Genomic DNA, 21,126 nt, shown 5'->3' with positions numbered 1-21,126 from the left:
GGGGGCCGGACAAGATCATACGAGAATTTGTCATGGACGGCGGTGATTTCCTCGCGCCCTGACTATAAAAGACATGCCAGATGTGAAAAATGCGATCAGCCCGACTGCCGCCAACGTTCCGCCTCCGATAAGGAGTGACGCGTTAGCAATCTCCCGTTGTTCTTCAGGGGTTTTTTCCCCCCAATCATCCGTCACGGGATTTCCGTGAGGGTTTGCTCTAATAAAAGCATCCCATGGGTCAGGCGAATGGGTTCCCGGCTTCTCGGTACTTACTGATGGATACGCCTTTGGGGTGACTTCAGCACTTGGTGTGTCTGCGGGTATCGGGCTGCCAGTCATCGCTGGCGAGGCTGTAGCGGCGGACGACGCCGTTGTTGCAGGGCGGTATGCGGTGGCTTTGTCAATCTCCAGGCCTTCCTGGGCTATCGAGATGCCAATCGCTGTAAGCACCAACCCAAGGATCATGAGCGGCAGACCCAGGATCTGGGTCCATTCAGCGATCACCGTTGTGAGCCTGCGCGGAGACTCCGCCATCGTGTGACCTCGCAGCGTTTGCCTTGTAGGACTCGTCTAGGTAACGAAAGACTAGATGGAATCGTCCCCGTTGAGCATGCGGTGCACATAACTTGCCAGGGCAGCGCCACCGGCCTGCAAGACAAGCGCGCCATAGCCAGCCCAGTCAGGTAGCGAGCCGTCAGTCAGGGCCGTAGTGGTCACGCCGGCCACCGCCAGGAGCACAGCCACGATGGCGCCCTGCCCCAAGGTGCGCAGGGACCGCGCCCTGGCGTCGGACTTGACCTGCCTCTTGGCTTCGGCCTCCGGCGTCACGCCGGTCGGCTCGTCCGGGATGGGATCAAAGTAAGTGGTCATGAGTGGTCCTCGATTCTGAGTCCGAAACGATCATGGTTGGTGAATGAAGCAGCGCGGCGATAATTTGTCAGTCGCCACCGCATCGGCCAGGAGCCGTCATAGCCCCAGATGGTCGGAGGCGTAGCGCCCACAGCGCGTGGCGCACGGTCCACGGACACGAGTGCGAGACGCAGCAGGCCGTCATCGGCCACGTCCGATTCCTGGACCAGGTACGGCCAGACGCGCGGCGTTGAGGCGGCCATGTTCTGCAGGCTCGGATCCATGTACGGGAGCGGCTTCATGCCGCCCTGCAAGTCGGCCGCTGAGTGTACGAACCTGATGATTCGTTTGTTGGCGTCGACCACGGCCACGGCCATGTTGAACGAGGTGTTGCCGCCAGTCGACCAGTCGAACGACAGTGACAGCTCGACATAGTCACCGTTCGCGGCTGAGACAGGGAAAGCCGGTAGGCCAGCTACTGCCTGCCAGACGCCCACCGGCCCTTCGGGAATCTGTAGTGAGTACGACTGCGAGGCTGGAAACCACACGTCGCCCGCCGCGATGTGCGGGCCCAGGAGGGCGTACAGCTCGTCAAGGTCTAGGTCCAGCAAGCTGTGTCCTCACAGGTGACCATCGCGACGCGGCTACCGGTCGTCCGGGCTCCGAGCGATCCCGCAACGTCCTCTACTGCATCGCGCAGCTTCGCCCAGGCCGTGCCCCAACCGACAACGGACGCTGGTGTCTCACCGGTGTGCACGTCCACATGGAAGTGCGTCGGATCCTTCGGAACGACCAGCTCGAAGGACAGCACACGGTAGTCGTCGAGTAGTGGCCGCACAGTCTCCGCCGCACGGCCGTAGATCTTCTTGTGCGCAGAGGGCGGGTCTTCGGTCTCTACATCCCACACGTGTGTCTCTGTGTCCGCCGCAGAGCCTCGAGTCCCGTCACGGTAGATCTCGACCGTGAAGCGGTACGTTCTTGTGCCTATTACTGCCATGCAACCTCTAACTAGGAAAGTAAGTATCTAGGCCCAGGCCGCTGCCCAGGTCTTAGGGCCGATGACTCCGTCCACCGCGAGGCCGGCCTTCTCCTGGAGGCGCTTCACCACGCCCAAGGTCTCGGGACCGAAGATGCCGTCCACTTGGATCGACCAGCCGCGGGCCTTCATCTGCCTCTGCCACTTCGTGAGGAAGCGGGACTTGGAGCCGAGCCGCAGCAACTTGCCGGGGTAGGAGGGCGCATCGTAGATAGGGCCGGTCACCGGATTCACCTCAGAGGCGTACTTCGGGTGGCCGTAGCCGTAAATCCTGGTGCTGTTGCGAGGAAGCGTTTTGATGTAGACGCCGTCCCCATCGTGGTACTTCCCGCCGTAGGTGCCGCCGGTGTTGCCGCCGATCGTCTTCAGATAGGTGTCATGCACTTCTATGACGAGCTCGACGTGGGTGGACCCGTTTGGTCCGAAGAAGACGAGCGACCCCTTCTTAGGGGTCTGGGACCACTGGTTGCGCTTCTTGAACCACTGGACGGCGTTGTAGCAACTCGCTGTCCACGGAACCAGCTCGGCGGCGTGGGCCTTTGGTTCGGGGCTTCCGGCTCTGTCGTACGCCCGCTTGAACATGATGTTTAGATAGATCATGCACCAGGCGACGCCGTTCCAGCCCCATTCGCGGCCGAAGTCCGTCTTATTGGTGGCCTTCTCTCGGGTACCCTCGTACCTCTTCGCTTCCTTAATAACGTCGGAAGCTCGTAACAATACTGATTCCCCTTTCGCTGATCCTCCTAGCGAACGAACGCGGTCACAACGGCCGCGATGGCTGTGAGGATGGACACGGGAAGTCCCCACATCCATCGCTCGAGTACGCGCAGACGCTTTTCGTGATCGTCGTCTGTCCTGCGTGATTCCTTGAGTTCGCTAGTCAGGGTTCTCACTTCGCTCGTGAGTTCCCTCATCTCTTCGTATACATCGCGGATGGTGACGACGAATCCGCCTTCATCGCTCATGTATTACCGCCCGCTGACGATCGCGGCTGCAGCCATGCGCGCACTGTTGACTGTGATGGTGGAGACGGTTCCCGATACCACGCCAACTTCCATACGCACCGTGACTTCTCCGTCTACCCGGGCAAAGGCGCTGAGGTTGAACTTGTGAGTCGTGCCGCTGGCGTTCATGGCCTCAGCGAGCACTTCCGATGTTTGCGCGTTGATCAACCTTGCCTGGGTAGGTGCCGCACTGGAGGTAATAAACCAGCAGTAGGCCGAGATATGCGCCACGCCCTTATTGATGAAGTTGAGTCCTGTCGTGCCCTGACTGTTGGAGAAGATCGACAGGCCGTTGTCGAAATAGGTGTCAGACCAGTTCGACGTAAAGCCCACGTTGGCGGTGTACCATGACCCAGCGGCAGGTGTGGTGATGGTCTGCGTTGACAGCGACGACGTGCGCTTGCCCATCATCGGAAGGGCGTAATTCTCAGGGGGCGAGTAGAGGATTGGCTGCCAGCTAGTCGAGCTGTATCGCTCCGTAAAAATAAGTGCCCGCTTGGTGTCCTTCTCATAGATGATCTGGCCAAAACCGGGTGCCTCCGGGCGAGTCTTCGCCGTGCAAACCACCACTCGCTTACCGGCGAAGTTGCGCACATCCTCAACATCCGCAGGAATGACGGAAGCCGAGTTAGCCCTGATTGTCACATGCGCCAAAGGCACCTCCCGTGACTCCCAGGATGTATCCAGGGGCGGGGCTGCCGGAGTAACCGCAGGAGTGCCCTGCCGAACTACGAGATTTACGGCATTGCTATCACGATTAACTCGCAACGCCACGAGGTCGATTCGAGGATTCGCCGTAGTGTTCGGCTCGATCGTCACCGGCGTGTCGGTGTTGAGCTCGTAGAAGAAGCCAGCAACGTGTGCTCGGCCTGGTGCGACTCGCAGGGTGAGGGGCTCACTGTTGGAGGTGACCTTGAGGTCGCTGCTGCGGTGATCAGCGGCATCTACACCATCGTCTTGCCAACCATCGGCCATCCGCGACCACTGGCCTTCAGTGATGATGCTGCCCGGCCCCGCATCATGCGGGAAACTAGTCTCTGTCAAGAAAACCCTTTCAGCGTCGAGCTTCAAGCTTGCGGAGCGAAGCCCACAACTTGCGGACCTGCCTATAGAGCAAAGGCGTCTCAGTAGCGCCATCAGAACCGACGACAGGCCTAATGACTGGGCCGCCAGTGTGAGAGTCGGTCAATCGGACTTCGCGCAGAACGTCAGTCAGATACTGGCCGTTGATCTCAATAGAGATTCGGTCGCCAAGGAAGTAATCCCGCCCAAACAAGAGCTCGGGGGTGTGGATCGGAGTGATAGACAGTGACCCTGCCTCGGCGAAGTCCACAGACTCTTCGTCCGCGGCCGTCTGCATCGCCTTGAGTTCGTCGTCCGTAGCAGGTGTGCCAGCCTCGGCGTTGATGACCTGTCGGCTGGCGTTGTAGGCCAGTGGAATGTCTCGTCGGTCGACGAACCGTTCTGCCCAGTAGCGGAGCCACGGAGTAGCCGGCGGTGTGGGGTTGTCGATGATCTCGTAGGGGTCAGCGCTCACGCCAGGGACTTCGAGACTGTTCTCGATGTACGGAAGGATGTAGCGCAGACGCCCCTCGCCCTGGGCGGCAAGGAAGAATCGGTTCGCCTCGGGTGCCTGCAACACATAGGAGAAGTCCTGAAGGTTGCCCAGAACGTGAGAGAACACCACGCTTCCCGCGCGGTCCCTGGGGCGATAGATCTCGAAGGCCAATGTGGCCGCGCTCGTCTGCACCACTCTGAACCCGAGACCTTGAGAGGTCGCCAGCTCGCGGACCTTCTCGCCGAGCACGTCGAACCTGCTGGTGAACTGGATGGGGGTTCCGAGGAGTGAGGGGACGACCTCGAGGCCTGGTATGCGTCGACTAGCGCGGGCACCGGGGCCAGCGTTCAAGTCAACGAGACTTGCTATGGCAGGACCGGCGAGGCCTGAGCCCCTGTAGGTGTCGATGGTCTGGCTCGCGATCGACAGGGCGGGCTGCGGGTAGGTGACTCGCTTCCACAGGGCCAGCTCGTCGCTGGAGCCTGAGAAGGTGACAACACCGCCGCCGGGCTCCGTGTCGGACCACTCGTGCTTGATTCGTGTCACAGGCCCGGACAACACTGGCTCGTCATGGCCGTCGACCCAGATGACTACTCCGCGGCCGGGTTCAAGCAGGTCTGCTTCCGAGGAACCGTACGGAACGGTGATCGACCAGGAGCCAACGTCACACCAGCGCGGGATGACGTCGAGGAGCGTGTACCGCTCGATGACGCCAGTGCGCTTGAGATCTCTGTCGCGTGTCTCTACAAGGAACTTAGGCACTGATGTACCTCGGCTGGTAGAGCATGACGACGGAGGTCTCTGCGCCCACATCGGACATCGTGATCGTCACCTGGTTGCGGCCCGGAGCGATGGGCCACAGCTGTGGATTGGGGCCGAGACGGCTCCAGAAGCTCTCACCGGTCGTCTTGTGGCGCACTGACTTGCGACCAGGGCGTGTGTCGATGACCACCGCGTCGGTGGGTCCGAGACTGATGCCTAGGCTGAACGTGAGGTCTGGGCCAGTCGAGACCGAGCGCTTGAACGTCAGGTTGTTGCCAGGTCCCTGCACATGCCATACCGGCCAGGTGTCCACATCTCCGGTAATGGTCACCTCGGACGTGCCGTTGATGTTCGCGCTGCTGTTCAGGTGCAGGCCGAGGAACGGCTCACTGAAGAACTTCTTGAGTGACAACGCGCCTGGCGTGAACTCGACTACCTGGCTAGATCCCGCGTAGAAAAAGGGGTCGAAAGCTCTCAGCACGAGACCGTACTTGCACCAGTACACGCCGGCCTGACTCTTGCCTTCATCGCCCTCCGCGCCGGAGGCGTAGTAGACCTCGATCCACCGGGAGGAGCCGTCCTGCTCAGTGACTCTGATCTGGCCAGCCCCGTATGAGGGATTGAAAGACGATAGGAGACGCCTCTTGAGATTCAGGAGTGTCGTCCGATCCGTCGCTGAGAGAAACAAAGGAAGAAAGAGTTCACGTGCCTGAGCGCGGACGTGCCGGAGGTTAGCGCCGTCAAGTGCGGGCATCTCGTCGTAGTGGAGGAGGAACGGGGGTGCGTCGAAGCCCTTCATTCCCGGCATTACCAGAACGCCATGTTCACCAGAGGTGAGGTTGTAGACGGGGCGCACCCCGGATGAGCTGTCATGCCCAGCCGGGGGAACCCATTCAATAGTTGTCAGCGACAAACAGTGACCGCCTTATGAGTAGAGGGCATCTACGTACGACAGGGTGGAAACCAACTGCTGTTCCGTGGGAACCGTGGGGGCAGCATTCAGCGTGACTTGATAGACGCGCGACACCGGCTGATCGAGCTCTCCGCCAGCCGTTTGCCGGTTGGTAAGCGCGGCAGTGTTCACCGTCGGACTCGACTGAATAGGGATGGCGCCGGCCTTGATACCGACACCGAGCTGGGGGTTGCCCCACGTATCAGTCACAGTGGTAGCCAGGCTCGATACGGCATTGCGTACACTGTTTTGCTGGGCTTCGATTCCTACGATCAGGCCTTCACCGATGCTTGAACCGATGCCGCTGAACACCTTGGATGGGGAGTTGATGCCGAGTCTTTCCTCCACCCACTTGACGATGTTGTCGATGCCGCCGGAAATGAGCTGGACGAATTCGTCCCACTTGTTGCGGACGCCGGTCTTAAATCCTTCGACGATGTTTTCGCCAATTTCGAAGAATCGGCTGATCTTTTCGTCGATTCTGGAGCGGATTTCCTGGAACTTGTTCTGCGCCCACGTTGGCAGGTCGTTCCACCAGCGGACTATGCCGAGCCAGGCGTTTTCGGCTCCCTTAGCGATTCCGCCTGTGAGTTCGGTCCACTTTTTGTCCACGTCATCGCGAATTCCGGTAAACCATCTCGACAGGTCGTTCTTCCAGCCGGTGACGGTGGTGGAGACACTCGTGGTGATCTCGTCCCACTTCTCAGGGATCCAGGTCTTCAGTGGTTCGAGCTTTTCCTTGATGGCCTTGTCCATCTCGTCGAAGTTGCCTCCGACGGATTGGGCCATAATTTTGGTTTCGGAAGAGCTGGTCTCGTTTGCCCCGCTGAAAAAGTCGGAGATGTCCGTACCGAGATCGTCGAACCAGTCGCCGATGTCGGTTCCGATATCGCCCCACCACTTGCCGATATCGGTGGCCATTTGATTGATGGCCTTCTTGCCGTCTTCGGCGCTGAGAGGTAAGTCAAAGCCGAATAGCTGAGCGACTGTCCGTGCTAGATGTTCCGCAGATCCAAGAATGGTTTCAAGCGCGCCGCTGACGGTCTCTGAGTCGAAAGTCAGTAGCCCGAAGGCCAGGCGCACCGCGCCAATGTTGACGTTGATGAGATCGAGTGCAGCGTTGATCAGGCCGAGTACGAATCCAAGTCCACCCCCCTCTTCGCCGGATAGTGTCTTGGCGAGAGTGGATACGGCGGGAATGAAGTCCTCGCGGATGTCCTTGATGAGGCCGGAGAGGTCTGTGTCTCTGCCGAGTTCGAAGAACTCCTTCGATACGTCCCGGACGAGAAGGATGACCTCGTTGACGGCCTTCTTGCCGTTCTCGAACCACTCCTTGAGCTGGTTCTTTCCTTCAGTGCTGGACGTCCAGTCCTTGAAATCCTTAGACAGGTCTCGAATGGTGGTGAGGAGGTCGTCGCCGTCTTCCTTGCCGGTAAGGAAGATATTCGCGAAGCCGCCGCCGAGGTTGACGACGATTTGCAGGAGGAGATCGAGGGTTCTCTGCACGTCGGCCCAGAACTCGTTGAGCTCTCCTGATGCTTCCTTCTGCTTCATGGTCTCGGCGAACCAATTAGCGAACTCCTTGACGACATCGACGATCCATCTTAGGAATGGGTCTGCCGAATCGACGAGGATGAGGAGTCCGCTCGCCAGGTCTTCAACGACGCCGTCCATGTCTCGGAACAAGTCGTTGTTGGTGGCGAGGATGCTCTCAACCCTGCCTGTGAAGAAAGGAGTGTTGGTGAATTCGATGAATCCGCCGATGAGTCCGCCCAGAATTGAGCCGGTCTCAGTCAGGCCAGACTGCAGGACCTGAAGTAGCGGGGTCGAATTGGTGAGCGCCTCCTGGATGGGAGGAAGAAAGGCCCCTTGGATCGATTGCTGCGATGCGAGGACCCGCGGGATCAGTTCGTTGTTCAGGAAGAGCACGAATTCGCGCCCTGCCGGCGACAGCTTCGACAGAGCGATCTCGGCATTGCGCGCCTGAGTCGATGTGGTGGCAAGAGCATCGGCCTGCGCCCTGAGGGCCGATGAGACATCGGACTCTGCTCGTTCAATCTGGCGAGCCCCGTCCACACGGGCCTGGGCGATGGCCGCCTCGGCCTCAGCGATGTCTCGAGTGCCGTCCTGACGAGCGCGAGCGAGATCGCGTTCCGCGTCGGCTATGGCTTTCTGAGCGCTCTCCACCTGTCGGGCGCCGTCAAGTCGGGCCTCGGTTAGATCGCGCTCAGCGCGGGCAAGGCCTGTCTGCGCCTCTTCGTATTCCCGAGCTGCGTCCCGACGGCTCTGTGCAAGATCCTGTTCGGAGCGGAGGACCTCGTCAGCCGCTTCCTGGCGGACACGGGCGAGTTCCTTCTCGGCCTCGATCTCGGCGTCTTGCGCGTCCTTGAGGCGTTCCTTCGCATCGGTGACCCGCTGGGATCCCTCGATGCCCTCCTTGTTGGCCTGCTCGACCTCTCTGCGGAGGTCCTCGTTGCGCTCCCGGATCTCGTCAAGCCGTTGCAGACTCTGGCGGTAAGCCAGCTCCGCTTCCCTGCGGTCAAGGTCACTGGCCTTGGGATCAAGGTTGATCTCGGTGAGGCGCTGCGAAGCGCGCTCCACAGCGAGTTGAGCTGCTTCTTCGTCCAGGGCGGCGCTCGCCTCTGCAAGAGCGAGGTCTTCGAGACGCTCTCGAGCTTCCTCGCGGGCCTGGTTGAGATCGGCCAGCGCGTCAGCGGTCCGCCGGTGAGAGTCCTGGAGCTGCTGTTCGGCGTTGACGATGCGAAGCGTGCTAGACGCTTGCACGTCGGCAAGGCGTCGTTGGGCGTCGGCTATCCGTTGTGCGCCCTGTTCCTGCACTTGGACGAGTCGAGCCTGCGCGTCAGCAATGCGATCTTGCGCATCGACGACTCGGCTCGCCGCCGCTTCTGCAGCTTCCGCAAGTCGGGCCTGAACATCGGCAAGGCGATCCTGGGCTGACTCGATCTGACGAGCGCTCTGCTCCTGGACATCGACCAGCCGGGCTTGAGCCTGCTCAACCCTTTCCATGGCCGATCGCTGTGCGTCTGCCAGGCGCTCCTGAGCGGAACGGACCCTCTCGGCCGCCGCTTCGCGCGCTTGGGCCGCCGCCTCAGCGTTCGCCGCGCTTTGATCGTCGGCCTTCGACAGCGCGTCAAGCGCGTCACCGACACCCCAGAACGCAGCAGTGAGGACTCCAGCGCCTTGAGCGATCACCGCCAGGACGGCGGGGATGGCCAGGAGTGATCCGGCCGCGTACGCCGCCGAGGACGCCAGCGCCGTGAAGCCCGCAACCAGGTTGGAAAGTCCCGCCAGTAGCGGTGCCCCGAGGACAGCAAGTGCTGCACCGATCAGGCCGCCTCGGGCGATCATGCCGAATACGACCGACTCGAAGGTTCCAGCGAACCTCTCGCCCAGATCCTTGCCGGACTTGGCTACAGCGCTTGTCGCCGACTTCAGGCCGTCAGCGACGACCTGGCCCATGCGCTTGAAGCCGCGATCCACTTCCTTCTCTGCGGAAGCGACGATCTTCGTCGCAGCAGAGACAGCACGGCTGTACTGGTCCATGGAACGCTGCGCGTCCTTGACCGCCTTATCGCTCTCTCGGAAGAGCTTCGTCGTCTCGCGCTCGAGCTCCTGCATCGGGCTCTTGACCGCCCGCTCGACGCGGGAGGCCATAGACTCGATCTCTCGCAGGCCGGCGCGGATAGATGACGACTGGCGAGCTGAGAGAGTGTCCACCTCAGTGGACAAGTCGCGCAGGCGTGATCGAAGCGTCTCGATGCCACGGGCAGTCTCAGGGTCATTGAAGGCCCGAAGACCAGTCCGCAAGGCGATGTCGAGTTTCGAGATACTTTCGCGAGCCCCGGCTAGGGAACGATCGAAGTCGGTTTCGATCCGCTTCGTAGACCTGGAGGTCTCGTCAGCCGTATCTCTTACCGTGTCGCGGAGCTGCTCGTTCGCGTCCTGGAACGAGGCGGTGTTTCGGAGCCTGGCCTCTACATCGACCTTGAACGGGCCAAGCTTCTTGATCTCCCGCTCTACGAGAGTCTTCAGCTTTGTCGCGAAGTTCTCATCCAGCGTCGGCTGGATGACCGCCTCCAGCGCGCCGATCTCTCTAAGTTCGTCCTTGATCTTCGCAGTGAGCGTCTTATTGAATCCGCTCAGCTTCGGCGAGATCTCAATATAGCCTGCTCCGACCTTCACGTTCGGGTCGGCCAACTAATCACCTGCCTATTGGAGGTTCGAGAAGAAAGCGGCCACCTCGTGTGGTGCCGCGAACTGTGGCCCGTCGCTGCTGCTGCTGACGCCGGGCTGAGTATGGCCAGGTCTCGGGAATGGATCGGGTAGCGGGTTCGCCGCACCCTTCGCCTTGTTGATCTCGACAAGTAGCCAATTGGTCATCGCTGTCCGGTCGAGAAGCTCAGCGAGCAAGTAGTTCTGGTCTGGCCATGAGGCTGTGTCGCCGAACTGGGCTCTACTCAGAGCCGACTCACCATGCATTGACAGCAGGAGTCGCACAAGGAAAGAAAGGCGGCGGAAGCTCAGCTTCCGCCGCCACAAGTCGAGTAGATCGACGTTATAGAAACGCAGTAGGTCTGCTTCTAGCTCGTTGGGGTAGTTCCTCAGCACACGAGCTAGGAGAATCAGTTTCCCAGCTCACCACCGGACGCGCCCGCGATGGCCTCCATGAGTGCGACGGCATCTCGGACCTTCGGGCCGGTCTTCCTGAACTTCTCCACCTGGTCGCCCAGCAGGCCATCAACGGCCTTGGAAACCTTGCCGTCGGCGAGCAGGTCCAGAGTGTCGTAAGGCCAGTCCAACGGAGCCGGAATGACATACACCTCGTCCCGGAACGGGACCTCAAGCGGCTTGTCAGTCGCTTCGGACTCAAGAGCCTTCACAGTGGCGGACATAGAGTTACCCCTTTCAAAGAAACTAAGTAAGTAGAAGCAGAGCGACCAGGATTAGGCGGCGGCGGTGATACCCGCAGCGTTGGTCAGGATGTAGCCGAGTCGGCCGGCGGAATCCAGGGCCTCGAACGTGACGCCAAGGCTCTGGGAGTTGGTGCGAGTAAGCTTGAGCCCCTCGCGCTCGGAGATCATGCCGCGGGGGATGACCAGACGAGACGTCGAGTTGGCGTCGCCCCACTCCACCGCAAGGGCCTTCTCCGCCAGGTTCGGAGTGCTGGCCAGGTCGAGGATGAAGGTGTTCGCGATCGTGGTGCCGTCGTCCTTCGTGGCGGCCTTCCACTCGGTGCCGAAGTACAGGGCCGTCGCGTCGGCGTCGAACTGGAGCAGGGTGAACTTCAAAGTGCACGCAGCGCCGTTGACCACGAACTTCACGGGAACGGCCGACTGCCACACGTCCACGGCCTGAGTGTCCACCGAGGGAGTCAGCTCACAGCCGTCCGGGCTGACGTAGCCCAGTTCCTTCCAGGCGGCAGCCCAGGGAGTGGTGACGTCCTCAGGGGCCTCGGTGCCGATTGGAGCGACGAGAATCTTGCCCTTGGGGGCAAAGCGAATAGAACCAGCGTTGTTAGCTGCCAAAGGGGGAGAACTCCTCTTAGTTCTGAGTAAGGAAAAGCTGGACCGAGAACATGTGCCGCGTGTACGTGGTCTCTAGCTCGGTCAAGTCAGTGAGGCCGATGTCCTCAACGACGTCTAGGGCGTATACGCCATTCGCGTGTGCCGTCTGCGGCATGCGTTCAAGAACCGCTTCGCGAATGGCCAGAGCGCTCGTAAGCCCGAAAGGCCTACTGGTGTGGAGAATGTTGATGACGAGATGCGCCATCTCCTGGCGCCGCTCAACTCGGCGCTCCATTCCCTCAAGCTCAACCGTGACCCACGGCACCTTTGTGCTGGACAGTCCGTTACGGTCGGCCGCGATTGTCGGCTTGGGTGCGGGGAGATCTCGATACAGATCAGTCAGGTAGGTCACCGTCAAGGTGACTGGATCGATTTTTATTGCTTAACCTCCGCTAGCTTTTGATCCGGTGCATGCGCAGAGCGCGACGGAATACAAAGCGGCCACCGTGGTGCTTACCGGCGAGATCAGTCCAGCCAAACTCATTGACCATCTCGTGCCGGTCGGCATAGATGTATCCGGTCGGTACCCCGCGCTTACTCGCCACCAGGGAACTAAAGGAGGGGGAGTACGAGGGGTTTTGGGTGTCGTACTCCTTGGCGAGGGTCTTGGCCGTTCGTTCGATCGATCGAGTGATGCGGCGAAGCTCGTTGACGTATGGCCGCCGTGTCAGGAGCACGTTCAGGGCCGAGTAGTCGACCACAACTTCAACGTCTTTCCTCACGGGCCGGTGCTTTCGCGCTTCGCGTTGACCTTGATGTGAGGCAGCCCTCCGAACTTCCAAGTTTCGGGGTCGCCGTCGATGAACCATTCCTTGCCGCGTATGCGGAGGAAAAGGCCAGGGTTGTTCTCGTCCGGCTTCTCGTAGTCGAACCTGGCGTCACTCGGGAAATAGATACTGACGTTCGAGAGCGTCTGCGTCTGGCCTTGCCAATCCCTCGTGGAGATGGGCTTGACAGGGATGCGGTAGGTGGCCATGACGATGGGATTGAGATAGTCGTGGATGCCGCCGAACTCGGATTCCACGTAGCGTGGGAAAGCTACGTCTACCGTCTCGAGTCCCTTCCGGAACTTGATGCGCCTCACAGCCGCACCGTCCGGATACTCCGCCTGTAGCGCCTCAAGAGCCTGCGTGAGTCGCGAGACAAGGTCGGCTGGAAGAGGCCGTAGTCAGTGACCAAGTCACCGATCTGCTCCTGGCTGACACCGGGCTCGCTGCCGAATCGGTACAAGGCCTCGGTCAGCGTGACCGCAGCGACCTCGCCGGGAACCTCCGCATAGCCATACGTGAGGGTTGCTTGGACTGCAGGCACGTAGTCACCCATGAGGGCCAGGCCGCTTGAGCGAACCTCATAGGCCGTATAGGGCAGTCCGTCCGCAGTCACTGCTTGAACGCTGTGTACCGGCCGGATGGAGTGGGGCCAGGGAATGAGGCGGCTTAGACCCTCCGTGTGGAGAGTGACTGTCTCGTTGGTGTGGAGGGCGAAGTCCCGACCACAGAAGGCCTTCACGAGGGCCGAGACGTCCTCGATGATGATCTGAGCCTTCGCCTGCTCGGCCGAGTCCAGTGGGCCGCCAGTGGCCGCGGTGAAGCGCTCGATGGGTATGAGCAGAGTCCGCCTCCTAGAAAGTAAGAAAGGCCGGCGCACTGGCCGGCCTAAACTCGGTCGTGACTAGGTGGTGGGGACGCTGCCCGCGATCACCAGCGCTTCCGGCCTCATGACCTTCGCGCCGAAGTACATCCGGCCCTTCACGGCAAGCGTGAACTTCTTCTCCGGCTCATACGGCTTCAGCTCAGAGAACTGACCGGCGTAGGAAACGGCCATGTTGTGGCCAACCATCAGATGAATGCCCTTAGCCGCGCTGTGCGGGTTACGGACACCCTTCTTGGTTGGCAACGTGGCATCGAGGTGAGAGCCGATGGTGTTGGCGACGATGACGGGCAGGCCCAGAATGGTGCCCACCTGGCCATTGATGACCACGGAGTCGCCCCCGTAGCGGCTGTTGTCGATGAACCTTTCATCCTTCAGGATGTTCGCGTATTCACGCGGACCCAAGATGATGTATCGACCCTCATGAGGGACATTATTGATGTCCAGCTCTACGTTCGCTTCAACGATGGTCTCGTACAGGTTCGTCGCGGTTGGAGCGGCAATCTGCTTCACGCTGCCGTGCAGGGAGTTCGCGGCGTTGGTGCCGTTCAGGTCCTTGCCGGTGATGGCAGAGATGATGGTCGCGGCAAGATGCTTGTCGACGGATTCAGCCAGGTTGCGGCCAGACTGACGAATCAGCTCAGACATCAGGTCGATGCCCTCCTGCGTCCTCATCTGGTGCAAGCTGTCGACTTCGAAATGCCAGGTCCTAACCTGGTCGATTCGCATCGTGAGCGAGTCAAGCTGTGCCCGGTCGGCCGCACCGATCTCGCCATAGGCATCGAAGCTGTTGCCGATCTGAACCGTGTCGAGGACGTGCGGGATCCTGACCGTGTCGCCGTGCTTCTGGATGCTCCCCTCATACCGCCTGTTCGTGACGGTGGGGGAAGAAAGAATCAGACCCGTCTCAAGGTCCTCCCACAACTGGGAGAGCCAAACCTCGGGGATGAAGGTCTGGAGCGCACTCGGCATATGAAGATTGCCGCTCTGCGTCCAGACACCGTTAGCAAGAGTAAGTGCCAAAAACTACCTCTGACAAATTTAGGGCTCACCAAGCATGAGCGCATTGAGTCGGCCCTCGGCTCGGGCCTTATTGATTTCGGCTGGCGTAAGTCGCGCCAGTTCTTCACGAGTGAGCTGCGCAGGACCGCCCTGATTGCCGCCCTGAGGCCCGACGCCGATGTTCTGGGGGTAAGTCGGCTGCTTAGGCTGTGCGGTCTTGAACGGATCGATGAATGCGGCAATGGCTGCCATGTCGGCGCTGCCGTCATCGGCCACGAAACGGGTGGCGTCGAGGAAATCAGTCACGGACGCAGGAAGCGTGACCCCGTTACTGGCGGCGTAGGCCTTCAACTCGGCATGCGCAACGGAGACGCCGGCCTCCGCCCGGCCCTGCCTGCGGCCGTCCTCGCGAGCCAACTCAACGGCCTTCTCGGCCTCTGACAGATTCGCGCTCTCCAACTCGGAAAGCTTGGTGGTCGCCTTCTGCCAGTTGTTCTCGTGCTTCCTGGCTAGGCTGCGCCACTTCTCAACCTCGGTCTTGAGCGTCTCGACATCGTTCGTGTCGGTAGTGCTTTCGGGCGTTTCCTCGACCTTGGCGGTCGGCGGAATCGGCTCACCCATGTGTGTCAAACCCTCCATGTCGGCTGGTGCGCCCTATGCCAGGGCATAAAAAAAGCCCCTTACGGGGCGGGCTATTCGCGCCTATGTCAGGCGGCGATCTTCTTGTTGTCGTTACCGCTATTGCCACGTTGTGGCTTGGCAGCGTCACCCGGCTTGCCGCCGGGAAGTCCTACTGGCTGCGGCATAGCCGCCACCATGGCCTTCTGCTGCTCCAGCTTGCGCTGGAACTCGGCCTCCTGCATCTCCTCGAAGCGGGCGATCTGCTGCGGCGAATAACCGGCGTCCTCCCACAGTTGCCTCTGAGGAACTCCAAGGCCTTGGTTGAGCTTCACGAGAGCGTCGATTCGCTGGCCCTCGGAGGCGTACTCATGGTTGCCCCAGATGGTCTCAGCGCTCATCTCCTCGGCGCGGGCATCCTTCTTCACCTTGAAGGCCATCCGAATGACCGACTCCCAGCCCTCACCCATGTGGAGCTTGCGTTCAGCGATCTTGAAGCCGAGACCAGACTCCTTCGTCTGGTAGGACTCACCGGAGTTGGACGACCCGGATTGCGCAAGGAAGTAATGCGGTGGAACCCGGGCGATCGATGCGAGGTGCATCACCAGCATGTCAACGAGGTAGACGTAGTTGCGGAGGTCACTGGCCTCGAACTGGCCCCACTTCACGTCCGGATCCTCGAGGAGGATCAGGCGGTCGATCGCGGACTTGATCGGGCTGACGTCGTTGCCATCCTCGTCCTCGAGCTCCAGGCCGGTGATGATCCGCTGGGCGTAGGCGCTGAACTCGCTGGCTACGATCGAGTCTGCCGTGATCTTTGTGATGGCGTCCTGGATCGGAATGATGGGCTTGAGGTCAGACCAGGGGTGCCAGCGGTCGCGGCCGAGGCGAGGCCGGTTGGTCATGGGCACAATAGGGACGGCGCCCAGAGGGTTCGGCTTCCCATCTGGCTCTGTCCACTTCTTGGAGCCGCGGGACATGCCCCGAGTCGACGTATAGACGGTGTCCGGTGTCCACAGGGTGATGAACTCGGATCCCCAGTCGTCTCGGTACTTCTTCATGCCGGCGTCGAGCTGGCGTCGCTTGCCAGGGGTTCGATGGACGATGACCTCACGTGAGGACTCGGGACTGATCACGGGCTCGTCGTCTTCGTCACCCCACACGATGACGTAGGACTCGCCGGTCACCATGGCGTCGGTATGTACCTGTGGAGCTTCCGTGTCCAGGGCGTTGGCCTGCCAAAGCTTCTGTGCGTCTTTGTCAGCCTCGGGGGCCTCGCCCCAACGAAAACCTTCGACCTTCATCCGCTCCACGACTGCATCAACAGCGATGCCGCAGAAGTTGTCCCTCCACTGCGTGAACATCGGCCCGAAGTCCTCGGAGAACTTCCTTTGCGCAAAGGCGAGGATGGCCTCCTCCGCGTCGTAATAGCGGTAGTACTTATCGATGTCGCCCTGACGTGAGGCCAACTTGCCTTCGAGGAAGACAATCCAGTCGAGCGGGGTTTGCGGGGCAGCAGTGATGCCCGGAGTAGACAGTTGCTACCCCCTTCTAGAGAACACGTATTTTCTTGCGCCGCTTCAGGCGTCCGTCAGCGATGGCGTCCGCCCTCGCCTCGTGCGCGAGGATCGAAGCCACGGCGGCGTCAATCTTCTTGCGGCTGCGTTTGGATTCCTTCTGGATGACGTAGCCTTGTCGCGTCTCGCGCGTTCGCGCGTTCGCGATGTGCCTGGCTAGGTCACGGTTCCCGTCGTGGGAAACGGCCTGACGCATCACGTCTGTGTGGAAGCGTTCAACAGCTTCCGACATCTTCGTCTCCCGATTGGGGGAGTATTCGAAGACGATGTCGTCACCGAACTCAACAGCCCAGTGGCCGACTTCGGAGCGCCAGAAGGAAGGATCGGCATACATCCACGCGACGCGATAAGTCCGGAAGACCTCGGCTACCCGGGCATCCACAGCCAGGACGTCAACCTCCCAGTCCGGAGATCCGTCTGGCTCCCAGAGCCCGAGAAGGAAAAGGTGGCCGTCCCGCAAGCGCGAAGCGACGAGGGCGGTTCCGTCATACGACTTGGAGCCGTCGAACCCTAGGGCAATCTGGTCTTTCGGACTGAGCGGGTCATCGTCCCGCCGGCAGGCGTCCCACGCCCACTTCTCAATCCAGGTGTCCGCCGTAGCTGCGATCTGATTCAGATAGAAGCGGAACGCATCTGAGGCAGGCGTGCGAGGGTCCTGGATTTCGTCAATGACACGATCCAGGTCCACCCAGACGGAATCGCCGTATGCCTCAATGAGAGCTTCACGGAGCGCCTCTACGTTACCTAGATCAACGTTGGGGGATGCTTCCAAGCAGTCGTACAGAATGCCTCTGGATCCCGCGAGAACGGCCTCATGCGTACGCTGAGCCACGCTGTCCTGTGTGGGGTTGTAGGCGTTCGTCGACTCGACGAAACGAGCCAGGCCGCCAGGGTTCTTGCCAAGGTTTCGGCCGATAACCCGGAACACCTTGTGGCCGCCGTTGGTCTCATGCCACAGGTGCGTCTCGTCCAGGACTGCGAAGGTAGGACGGCCGCCCTCGAGCGTCTCCGAGTTCGAGGTGACCGGTTCGATCTTGCCTGGCCGACCATCGGAGAACTGGATGATGGTCTTGCCGACATCGATGGAGTAATCCTCGATCGCCGGAGAGGCGACGAGCATGCCCCTGATCATTTCCAGGGTGTTAGCCGTCTGATGGATGGCTGTGGCCGCCACCTGAACCCACGGGGCTGCGATTGCGCGGCCAACAGGCTCCTTTGAGCCATCCGGCATATCTACCCAGTGGGAGAATCTGCACGGCCCGATGAACTCAATGAGAGAGAGGGCGGCCAGGACTGGCGACTTTCCCCAGCCTTTTGAGCGCCTGAGTGACGCGGATCGATAGAGCCACTTGCCGTTTTCGTCAACGGCGTAATACCAGACGAGAAAGTGAACCTGCTCGGGCGTGAACTTCCACGGAGTGCCCGCGTCTGGGCCATCAGGCTGCCTGATGTACTTCTCGGCCCATGCCAGGATGCTCCAAGCGAGGGTGTATTCGCCTCTGTCTGGGTCTGGTAGACGCGCAGGAATGTTGCCCGTTTGGGCCATGTGAATCGGCCCTCCAGGACATGCTTGATTCAGTTGGCAATGCGGGACGGAAGGAATTGAACCTTCTCCGCCCTCCCGTTTCGGACGGGGACTAACCGCCTACTAAGGTCGAGAGTGCGCGCCTACACCGCGCCCCTAGGTCATCGCCAGCCAGCTAGTCAGGCCGGTGACGGCAACCAGCACAACCCCCAGGGCTCGAACCTGGACCTCCCTGATTTGGAGTCAGGGGCTCTACCAATTGAGCTAGGGTCATATCGCGTCGCTTGGGTTAGCGTGGTCCCGCAGGATGTCACTCCAAGTCAACGCAGTGCGGAATAGAGGAATCGAACCCCTGCCACCTGCTCCCAAAGCAGGCATGATGCCACTTCACTAATTCCACTGAGTGTGACCGAGAGGATTCGAACCTCCAACGTCCGGCACCACAAGCCGGTGCTCTGCCAGTTGAGCTACGGTCACCGTACCGACCCCCGGATTTGAACCGGGACTACGCCGCATTTTGAGTGCGGGGCCTCTACCTGTTGGGCCAGGTCGGCTTTGAGCCGGGGGAAGGGCGAACCTTCAAGCGCGGCTACGAGTGGCGGAGGTGGGATTTGAACCCACGATCTCAGGGCCTATGAAACCCGCGAGGACGACCTAACTCCTCTACTCCGCTATGTGTTCACGGGGCGCACCAGGGTGACGTTTAAGAAGCCGGAACAGTTGATCAGACTGAACTGGGTTCCCCCGTTTAGCTCTCTCAGCTCTGAAGCCAGACCAGCGGATACCGGCCGTCGGGAGCCAGACCTGGCGTCGAGAACAGCGTGATCGGGAACTCATCAAGGGTGCTGTGGGTGTACGAGTCGCCCGTCCGCAGGCTGGCGAAGGCCTTCGTGCAAGGGACAGTGACGGAAGTAACGCCGGTGAACTTCAGAACCAGCCACACCGGCCAGTCGGTGTCTCGGGCGGTGACGCTGTTGTGGAACCACATGGTGGCAACGTCATTGCTGACGGATGAGAAGTCCAGGGAGTTGGTCCAGGCGAATGGCAACGTGTTGTTGCCCTGATGCTCGTAGAGCGCGGCCTGTAGGGAGCCAGCGGCCCCCGTGTTCTTGTTGCAGTGGAGCGAGACGCTGTCGATCTGCGCGCCTGCCGGAACCGTCAGTCGTACCGCCCACAGCTTGGGGAGCGACTCAGCGGAGATGCTGGCGTTCAGGGCCCAGAGGGGGACAGTCTGTATGGGGGTGATGTGGCCGCTCTGCAAAACAGTCATATGTCTCCTTATGTGTTTGGTTACCAGGTCGAGGACTCACAGCGCGTGCGCTGGCCGACGAAGCGCCTGCCCTGGTAGGCCTCAGCACGGGTACACCAGTGCTGATTGCCGGCAGGGTCCTTCACTGTCTTAAGGGCTGAGCACGTGACTGCGTTCAGACACGACTGGTCGACTACGGCGGCCTGCTTCGACCCACGCCTGAGTTGGGCGCGGACTCTGACATCTACGTGTGTGTCGCACTTCAGCGAGGCCTGTGCGAGCACCCTGCCAGCCTTCCTTGTCGGAGCAGCCGCGGTGAGAGTGCAGTAGGCGAGCGCGCCGGCCTCTACTCGTGAGTGAGTCAGCGCGGCAGGGGCGGGCACGGCGACAAGAACCAGACTGGCGAGGAACACGGCCGTCCACCGCTTCAGCGGACTAAGCAACTGAGTCGTCGTCTCCTCGCTTGTAGGCATCGCGGTACTTCTGGATGTCGGCCACCTCGGGTGGAAGCTCGCTCGGGTCGGGCGGCTTCTTCGGGCCGACCGACATGCGAAGGGACTGACGGTCCCTGATCGTCGCGCCAAGCCTTTCCTCGTTGAGCCGGATCTCGGCCAAGATGGCGGGCTTGGGCTCTTGCCAGTACTGCTCAACCAAGGGGGCTAGCTGCTGGAGCCTCTCCCAGTCGGTCGGCATAAATGCCTCGGACTGCGGGGCGCTTGCCCAGGTGCGCCACCAGCGTCGCGTCGCTTCGCTGTAGCGGTCTTCCTGGTACAGCTCGGGCGCCTGGTCGACCGGGGAGCCGGTGAGTTCTACGGAGGGATGCTTGTTCGTCCTCCGGGGGTTGTCCTTGGGCCTGGGGCCTCTGCCTGCCACGGGATCACCCCCGATATCAGTTGTGTAACAAGATCATTGGATAGGCGGTTGTATAGGACCGCCGTGGCCTGCGGAAAAGGCTGTGACCTGCGCGTTCGCATTGCGAACGCTCCAAACGGGCGTTTCGCCCGTTGGTGAACAAAAGGTGCTGTCGGGCCAAGGGGCTACCGTGTCCCTGTGGACAACGAAGATCACTACGAAGCCGTCATCGGCATGATGATGGATGGCGTAAAGGAACTGGAGTCCCATCAGGGGACTTTCTTCCTTGAGAAGGCTGCGGCCTGGCGGCAGGCTGCGGACGTGATCGCGGAGGTTAGGGAGTACTACCGGTCCTGGTAGTACTCCTGACGGCTTTTCCGGGCGTGGCACACCGAACAGACGGCCCGAAGATTCGACAGCTCGTGTGTGCCACCCCTGGCGATGGAAACGACGTGGTCCACCTCGGTCGCTCCCTCGCGACCGCAGCGGTAGCACCGGCTGTCGTCGCGGATCAGCACGGCGCGGCGGAGCGTTCGCCAGTTGCCCGGTCTGGAGCGGTTCCTTGCCGAGGTACGAACCCAGGACGGCCTAGTGTCCTTGAGCTGGTCTTCGTCGCAACGCCCTCGGCGCGTTGCAGGTTTGAGGCAGCCTGGGCGGCTGCACACGCTTCGCGCGAAGCGCAGTTTGTTACCTCCCAAATGAGAGGGCGGTACGTTCCCCACCGTTTCGTACCGCTGGCCAGATCCCAAGACACTCGGAAGACGGCCTTGCCGTGTGTGATCTGGCTTCCCGTGGAGTTTTGATATAGCAGCTACGGCTGAAGATCTCTGGATGTTGTGACGGCCGGTCGACACCGGCCCAGATACTTCGTTGATCTAATTCGATAGCTGGGTATCTAATAGTGACT

General features: G+C 60.8%; 22 protein-coding genes and 5 tRNA genes. 1 reads left to right on the top strand and 26 read right to left on the bottom strand.

What is annotated here, in order from left to right; all coding sequences use genetic code 11:
• Positions 1-30: 30 nt before the first annotated feature.
• The 25 genes from LCN96_RS53235 to LCN96_RS53115 form a co-directional block, all read right to left on the bottom strand.
• Positions 31-504, bottom strand: coding sequence for a hypothetical protein (locus LCN96_RS53235; protein WP_225270000.1), 474 nt, complete (start codon positions 502-504; stop codon positions 31-33).
• Positions 505-585: 81 nt separating this feature from the next.
• Entirely contained in the window at positions 586-870 is a 285-nt protein-coding gene (locus LCN96_RS53230) for a hypothetical protein (RefSeq protein ID WP_225269999.1), read from the bottom strand.
• Entirely contained in the window at positions 867-1,460 is a 594-nt protein-coding gene (locus LCN96_RS53225) for a hypothetical protein (RefSeq protein WP_225269998.1), read from the bottom strand. The genes LCN96_RS53230 and LCN96_RS53225 overlap by 4 nt, the downstream gene beginning before the upstream one ends.
• A gap of 413 nt (positions 1,461-1,873) precedes the next feature.
• Positions 1,874-2,602, bottom strand: coding sequence for a peptidoglycan-binding domain-containing protein (locus tag LCN96_RS53220; RefSeq protein WP_225269997.1), 729 nt, complete (start codon positions 2,600-2,602; stop codon positions 1,874-1,876).
• 251 nt (positions 2,603-2,853) lie between these two features.
• Complete coding sequence (locus LCN96_RS53215) at positions 2,854-3,960, bottom strand: hypothetical protein (RefSeq protein ID WP_225269996.1); 1,107 nt, start codon at positions 3,958-3,960, stop codon at positions 2,854-2,856.
• Positions 3,944-5,209, bottom strand: coding sequence for a siphovirus ReqiPepy6 Gp37-like family protein (locus tag LCN96_RS53210; RefSeq protein WP_225269995.1), 1,266 nt, complete (start codon positions 5,207-5,209; stop codon positions 3,944-3,946). Before LCN96_RS53210 ends, LCN96_RS53215 begins: the two co-directional genes overlap by 17 nt.
• The gene (locus LCN96_RS53205) at positions 5,202-6,008 is read right to left on the bottom strand and encodes a phage tail family protein (protein ID WP_225269994.1); all 807 of its coding nucleotides are present in this window, start codon (positions 6,006-6,008) and stop codon (positions 5,202-5,204) included. Before LCN96_RS53205 ends, LCN96_RS53210 begins: the two co-directional genes overlap by 8 nt.
• Positions 6,009-6,134: 126 nt before the next feature.
• On the bottom strand, positions 6,135-10,379 hold the full coding sequence (locus tag LCN96_RS53200) for a hypothetical protein (RefSeq protein ID WP_225269993.1): 4,245 nt from the start codon (positions 10,377-10,379) through the stop codon (positions 6,135-6,137).
• A 425-nt stretch (positions 10,380-10,804) separates the two neighbouring features.
• The gene (locus LCN96_RS53195) at positions 10,805-11,074 is read right to left on the bottom strand and encodes a hypothetical protein (RefSeq protein ID WP_225269992.1); all 270 of its coding nucleotides are present in this window, start codon (positions 11,072-11,074) and stop codon (positions 10,805-10,807) included.
• A 51-nt stretch (positions 11,075-11,125) separates the two neighbouring features.
• The gene (locus LCN96_RS53190; protein ID WP_225269991.1) at positions 11,126-11,707 is read right to left on the bottom strand and encodes a phage tail tube protein; all 582 of its coding nucleotides are present in this window, start codon (positions 11,705-11,707) and stop codon (positions 11,126-11,128) included.
• Positions 11,708-11,723: 16 nt separating this feature from the next.
• The gene (locus LCN96_RS53185) at positions 11,724-12,104 is read right to left on the bottom strand and encodes a hypothetical protein (protein ID WP_225269990.1); all 381 of its coding nucleotides are present in this window, start codon (positions 12,102-12,104) and stop codon (positions 11,724-11,726) included.
• A gap of 34 nt (positions 12,105-12,138) precedes the next feature.
• Positions 12,139-12,447 carry a hypothetical protein gene (locus LCN96_RS53180; protein WP_225269989.1) on the bottom strand — a complete coding sequence of 103 codons (309 nt, stop codon included), beginning with the start codon at positions 12,445-12,447 and terminating at the stop codon, positions 12,139-12,141.
• 17 nt (positions 12,448-12,464) lie between these two features.
• Positions 12,465-12,770, bottom strand: a complete 306-nt coding sequence (locus LCN96_RS53175; RefSeq protein ID WP_225269988.1) for a hypothetical protein — start codon at positions 12,768-12,770, stop codon at positions 12,465-12,467.
• Between the two features lie 56 nt (positions 12,771-12,826).
• Positions 12,827-13,393, bottom strand: coding sequence for a hypothetical protein (locus tag LCN96_RS53170; RefSeq protein ID WP_225269987.1), 567 nt, complete (start codon positions 13,391-13,393; stop codon positions 12,827-12,829).
• 24 nt (positions 13,394-13,417) lie between these two features.
• Positions 13,418-14,368, bottom strand: coding sequence for a phage major capsid protein (locus LCN96_RS53165; RefSeq protein ID WP_225269986.1), 951 nt, complete (start codon positions 14,366-14,368; stop codon positions 13,418-13,420).
• A gap of 69 nt (positions 14,369-14,437) precedes the next feature.
• Positions 14,438-15,019: a hypothetical protein gene (locus LCN96_RS53160; protein WP_225269985.1), complete on the bottom strand. Its 582-nt coding sequence runs from the start codon at positions 15,017-15,019 to the stop codon at positions 14,438-14,440.
• Between the two features lie 86 nt (positions 15,020-15,105).
• Positions 15,106-16,485 carry a phage portal protein gene (locus tag LCN96_RS53155; protein ID WP_225269984.1) on the bottom strand — a complete coding sequence of 460 codons (1,380 nt, stop codon included), beginning with the start codon at positions 16,483-16,485 and terminating at the stop codon, positions 15,106-15,108.
• 82 nt (positions 16,486-16,567) lie between these two features.
• Positions 16,568-18,139 carry a terminase TerL endonuclease subunit gene (locus LCN96_RS53150; protein ID WP_225269983.1) on the bottom strand — a complete coding sequence of 524 codons (1,572 nt, stop codon included), beginning with the start codon at positions 18,137-18,139 and terminating at the stop codon, positions 16,568-16,570.
• A 180-nt stretch (positions 18,140-18,319) separates the two neighbouring features.
• Positions 18,320-18,392, bottom strand: a tRNA-Trp gene (locus LCN96_RS53145).
• 55 nt (positions 18,393-18,447) lie between these two features.
• Positions 18,448-18,518, bottom strand: a tRNA-Pro gene (locus LCN96_RS53140).
• A gap of 4 nt (positions 18,519-18,522) precedes the next feature.
• A tRNA-His gene (locus LCN96_RS53135) sits at positions 18,523-18,595 on the bottom strand.
• A gap of 2 nt (positions 18,596-18,597) precedes the next feature.
• A tRNA-Leu gene (locus LCN96_RS53130) sits at positions 18,598-18,672 on the bottom strand.
• A 42-nt stretch (positions 18,673-18,714) separates the two neighbouring features.
• Positions 18,715-18,791: transfer RNA gene (locus LCN96_RS53125), tRNA-Met, on the bottom strand.
• A gap of 84 nt (positions 18,792-18,875) precedes the next feature.
• Positions 18,876-19,388, bottom strand: a complete 513-nt coding sequence (locus tag LCN96_RS53120; protein WP_225269982.1) for a hypothetical protein — start codon at positions 19,386-19,388, stop codon at positions 18,876-18,878.
• Positions 19,389-19,802: 414 nt separating this feature from the next.
• Positions 19,803-20,240, bottom strand: a complete 438-nt coding sequence (locus tag LCN96_RS53115) for a phage terminase small subunit (protein WP_225269981.1) — start codon at positions 20,238-20,240, stop codon at positions 19,803-19,805.
• A 177-nt stretch (positions 20,241-20,417) separates the two neighbouring features.
• On the opposite strand from LCN96_RS53115, the gene LCN96_RS53110 reads away from it, so the two are divergent.
• Complete coding sequence (locus LCN96_RS53110) at positions 20,418-20,579, top strand: hypothetical protein (RefSeq protein WP_225269980.1); 162 nt, start codon at positions 20,418-20,420, stop codon at positions 20,577-20,579.
• Here LCN96_RS53110 and LCN96_RS57605 read toward each other — a convergent pair.
• On the bottom strand, positions 20,564-20,737 hold the full coding sequence (locus LCN96_RS57605; protein WP_225269979.1) for an HNH endonuclease: 174 nt from the start codon (positions 20,735-20,737) through the stop codon (positions 20,564-20,566). The two genes, LCN96_RS53110 and LCN96_RS57605, sit on opposite strands and share 16 nt — an antisense overlap.
• Between the last annotated feature and the right edge of the window lie 389 nt (positions 20,738-21,126).

Origin of the sequence: Nonomuraea gerenzanensis (assembly GCF_020215645.1) — a bacterium.
Classification (GTDB): Bacteria; Actinomycetota; Actinomycetes; order Streptosporangiales; family Streptosporangiaceae; genus Nonomuraea; species Nonomuraea gerenzanensis.
Note: the sequence above shows the minus strand (reverse complement) of the source record. Positions and strands in the feature narration are given on the sequence as shown.

What these genes read in the sequence shown, in the direction of transcription:
- LCN96_RS53230 (WP_225269999.1), bottom strand. Translation starts at nt 870, where the DNA reads ATGACCACTTACTTTGATCCCATCCCGGACGAGCCGACCGGCGTGACG.
- LCN96_RS53205 (WP_225269994.1), bottom strand. Translation starts at nt 6,008, where the DNA reads ATGAAGGGCTTCGACGCACCCCCGTTCCTCCTCCACTACGACGAGATG.
- LCN96_RS53195 (WP_225269992.1), bottom strand. Translation starts at nt 11,074, where the DNA reads ATGTCCGCCACTGTGAAGGCTCTTGAGTCCGAAGCGACTGACAAGCCG.
- LCN96_RS53165 (WP_225269986.1), bottom strand. Translation starts at nt 14,368, where the DNA reads ATGCCGAGTGCGCTCCAGACCTTCATCCCCGAGGTTTGGCTCTCCCAG.
- LCN96_RS53160 (WP_225269985.1), bottom strand. Translation starts at nt 15,019, where the DNA reads ATGGGTGAGCCGATTCCGCCGACCGCCAAGGTCGAGGAAACGCCCGAA.
- LCN96_RS53150 (WP_225269983.1), bottom strand. Translation starts at nt 18,139, where the DNA reads ATGGCCCAAACGGGCAACATTCCTGCGCGTCTACCAGACCCAGACAGA.
- LCN96_RS53120 (WP_225269982.1), bottom strand. Translation starts at nt 19,388, where the DNA reads ATGACTGTTTTGCAGAGCGGCCACATCACCCCCATACAGACTGTCCCC.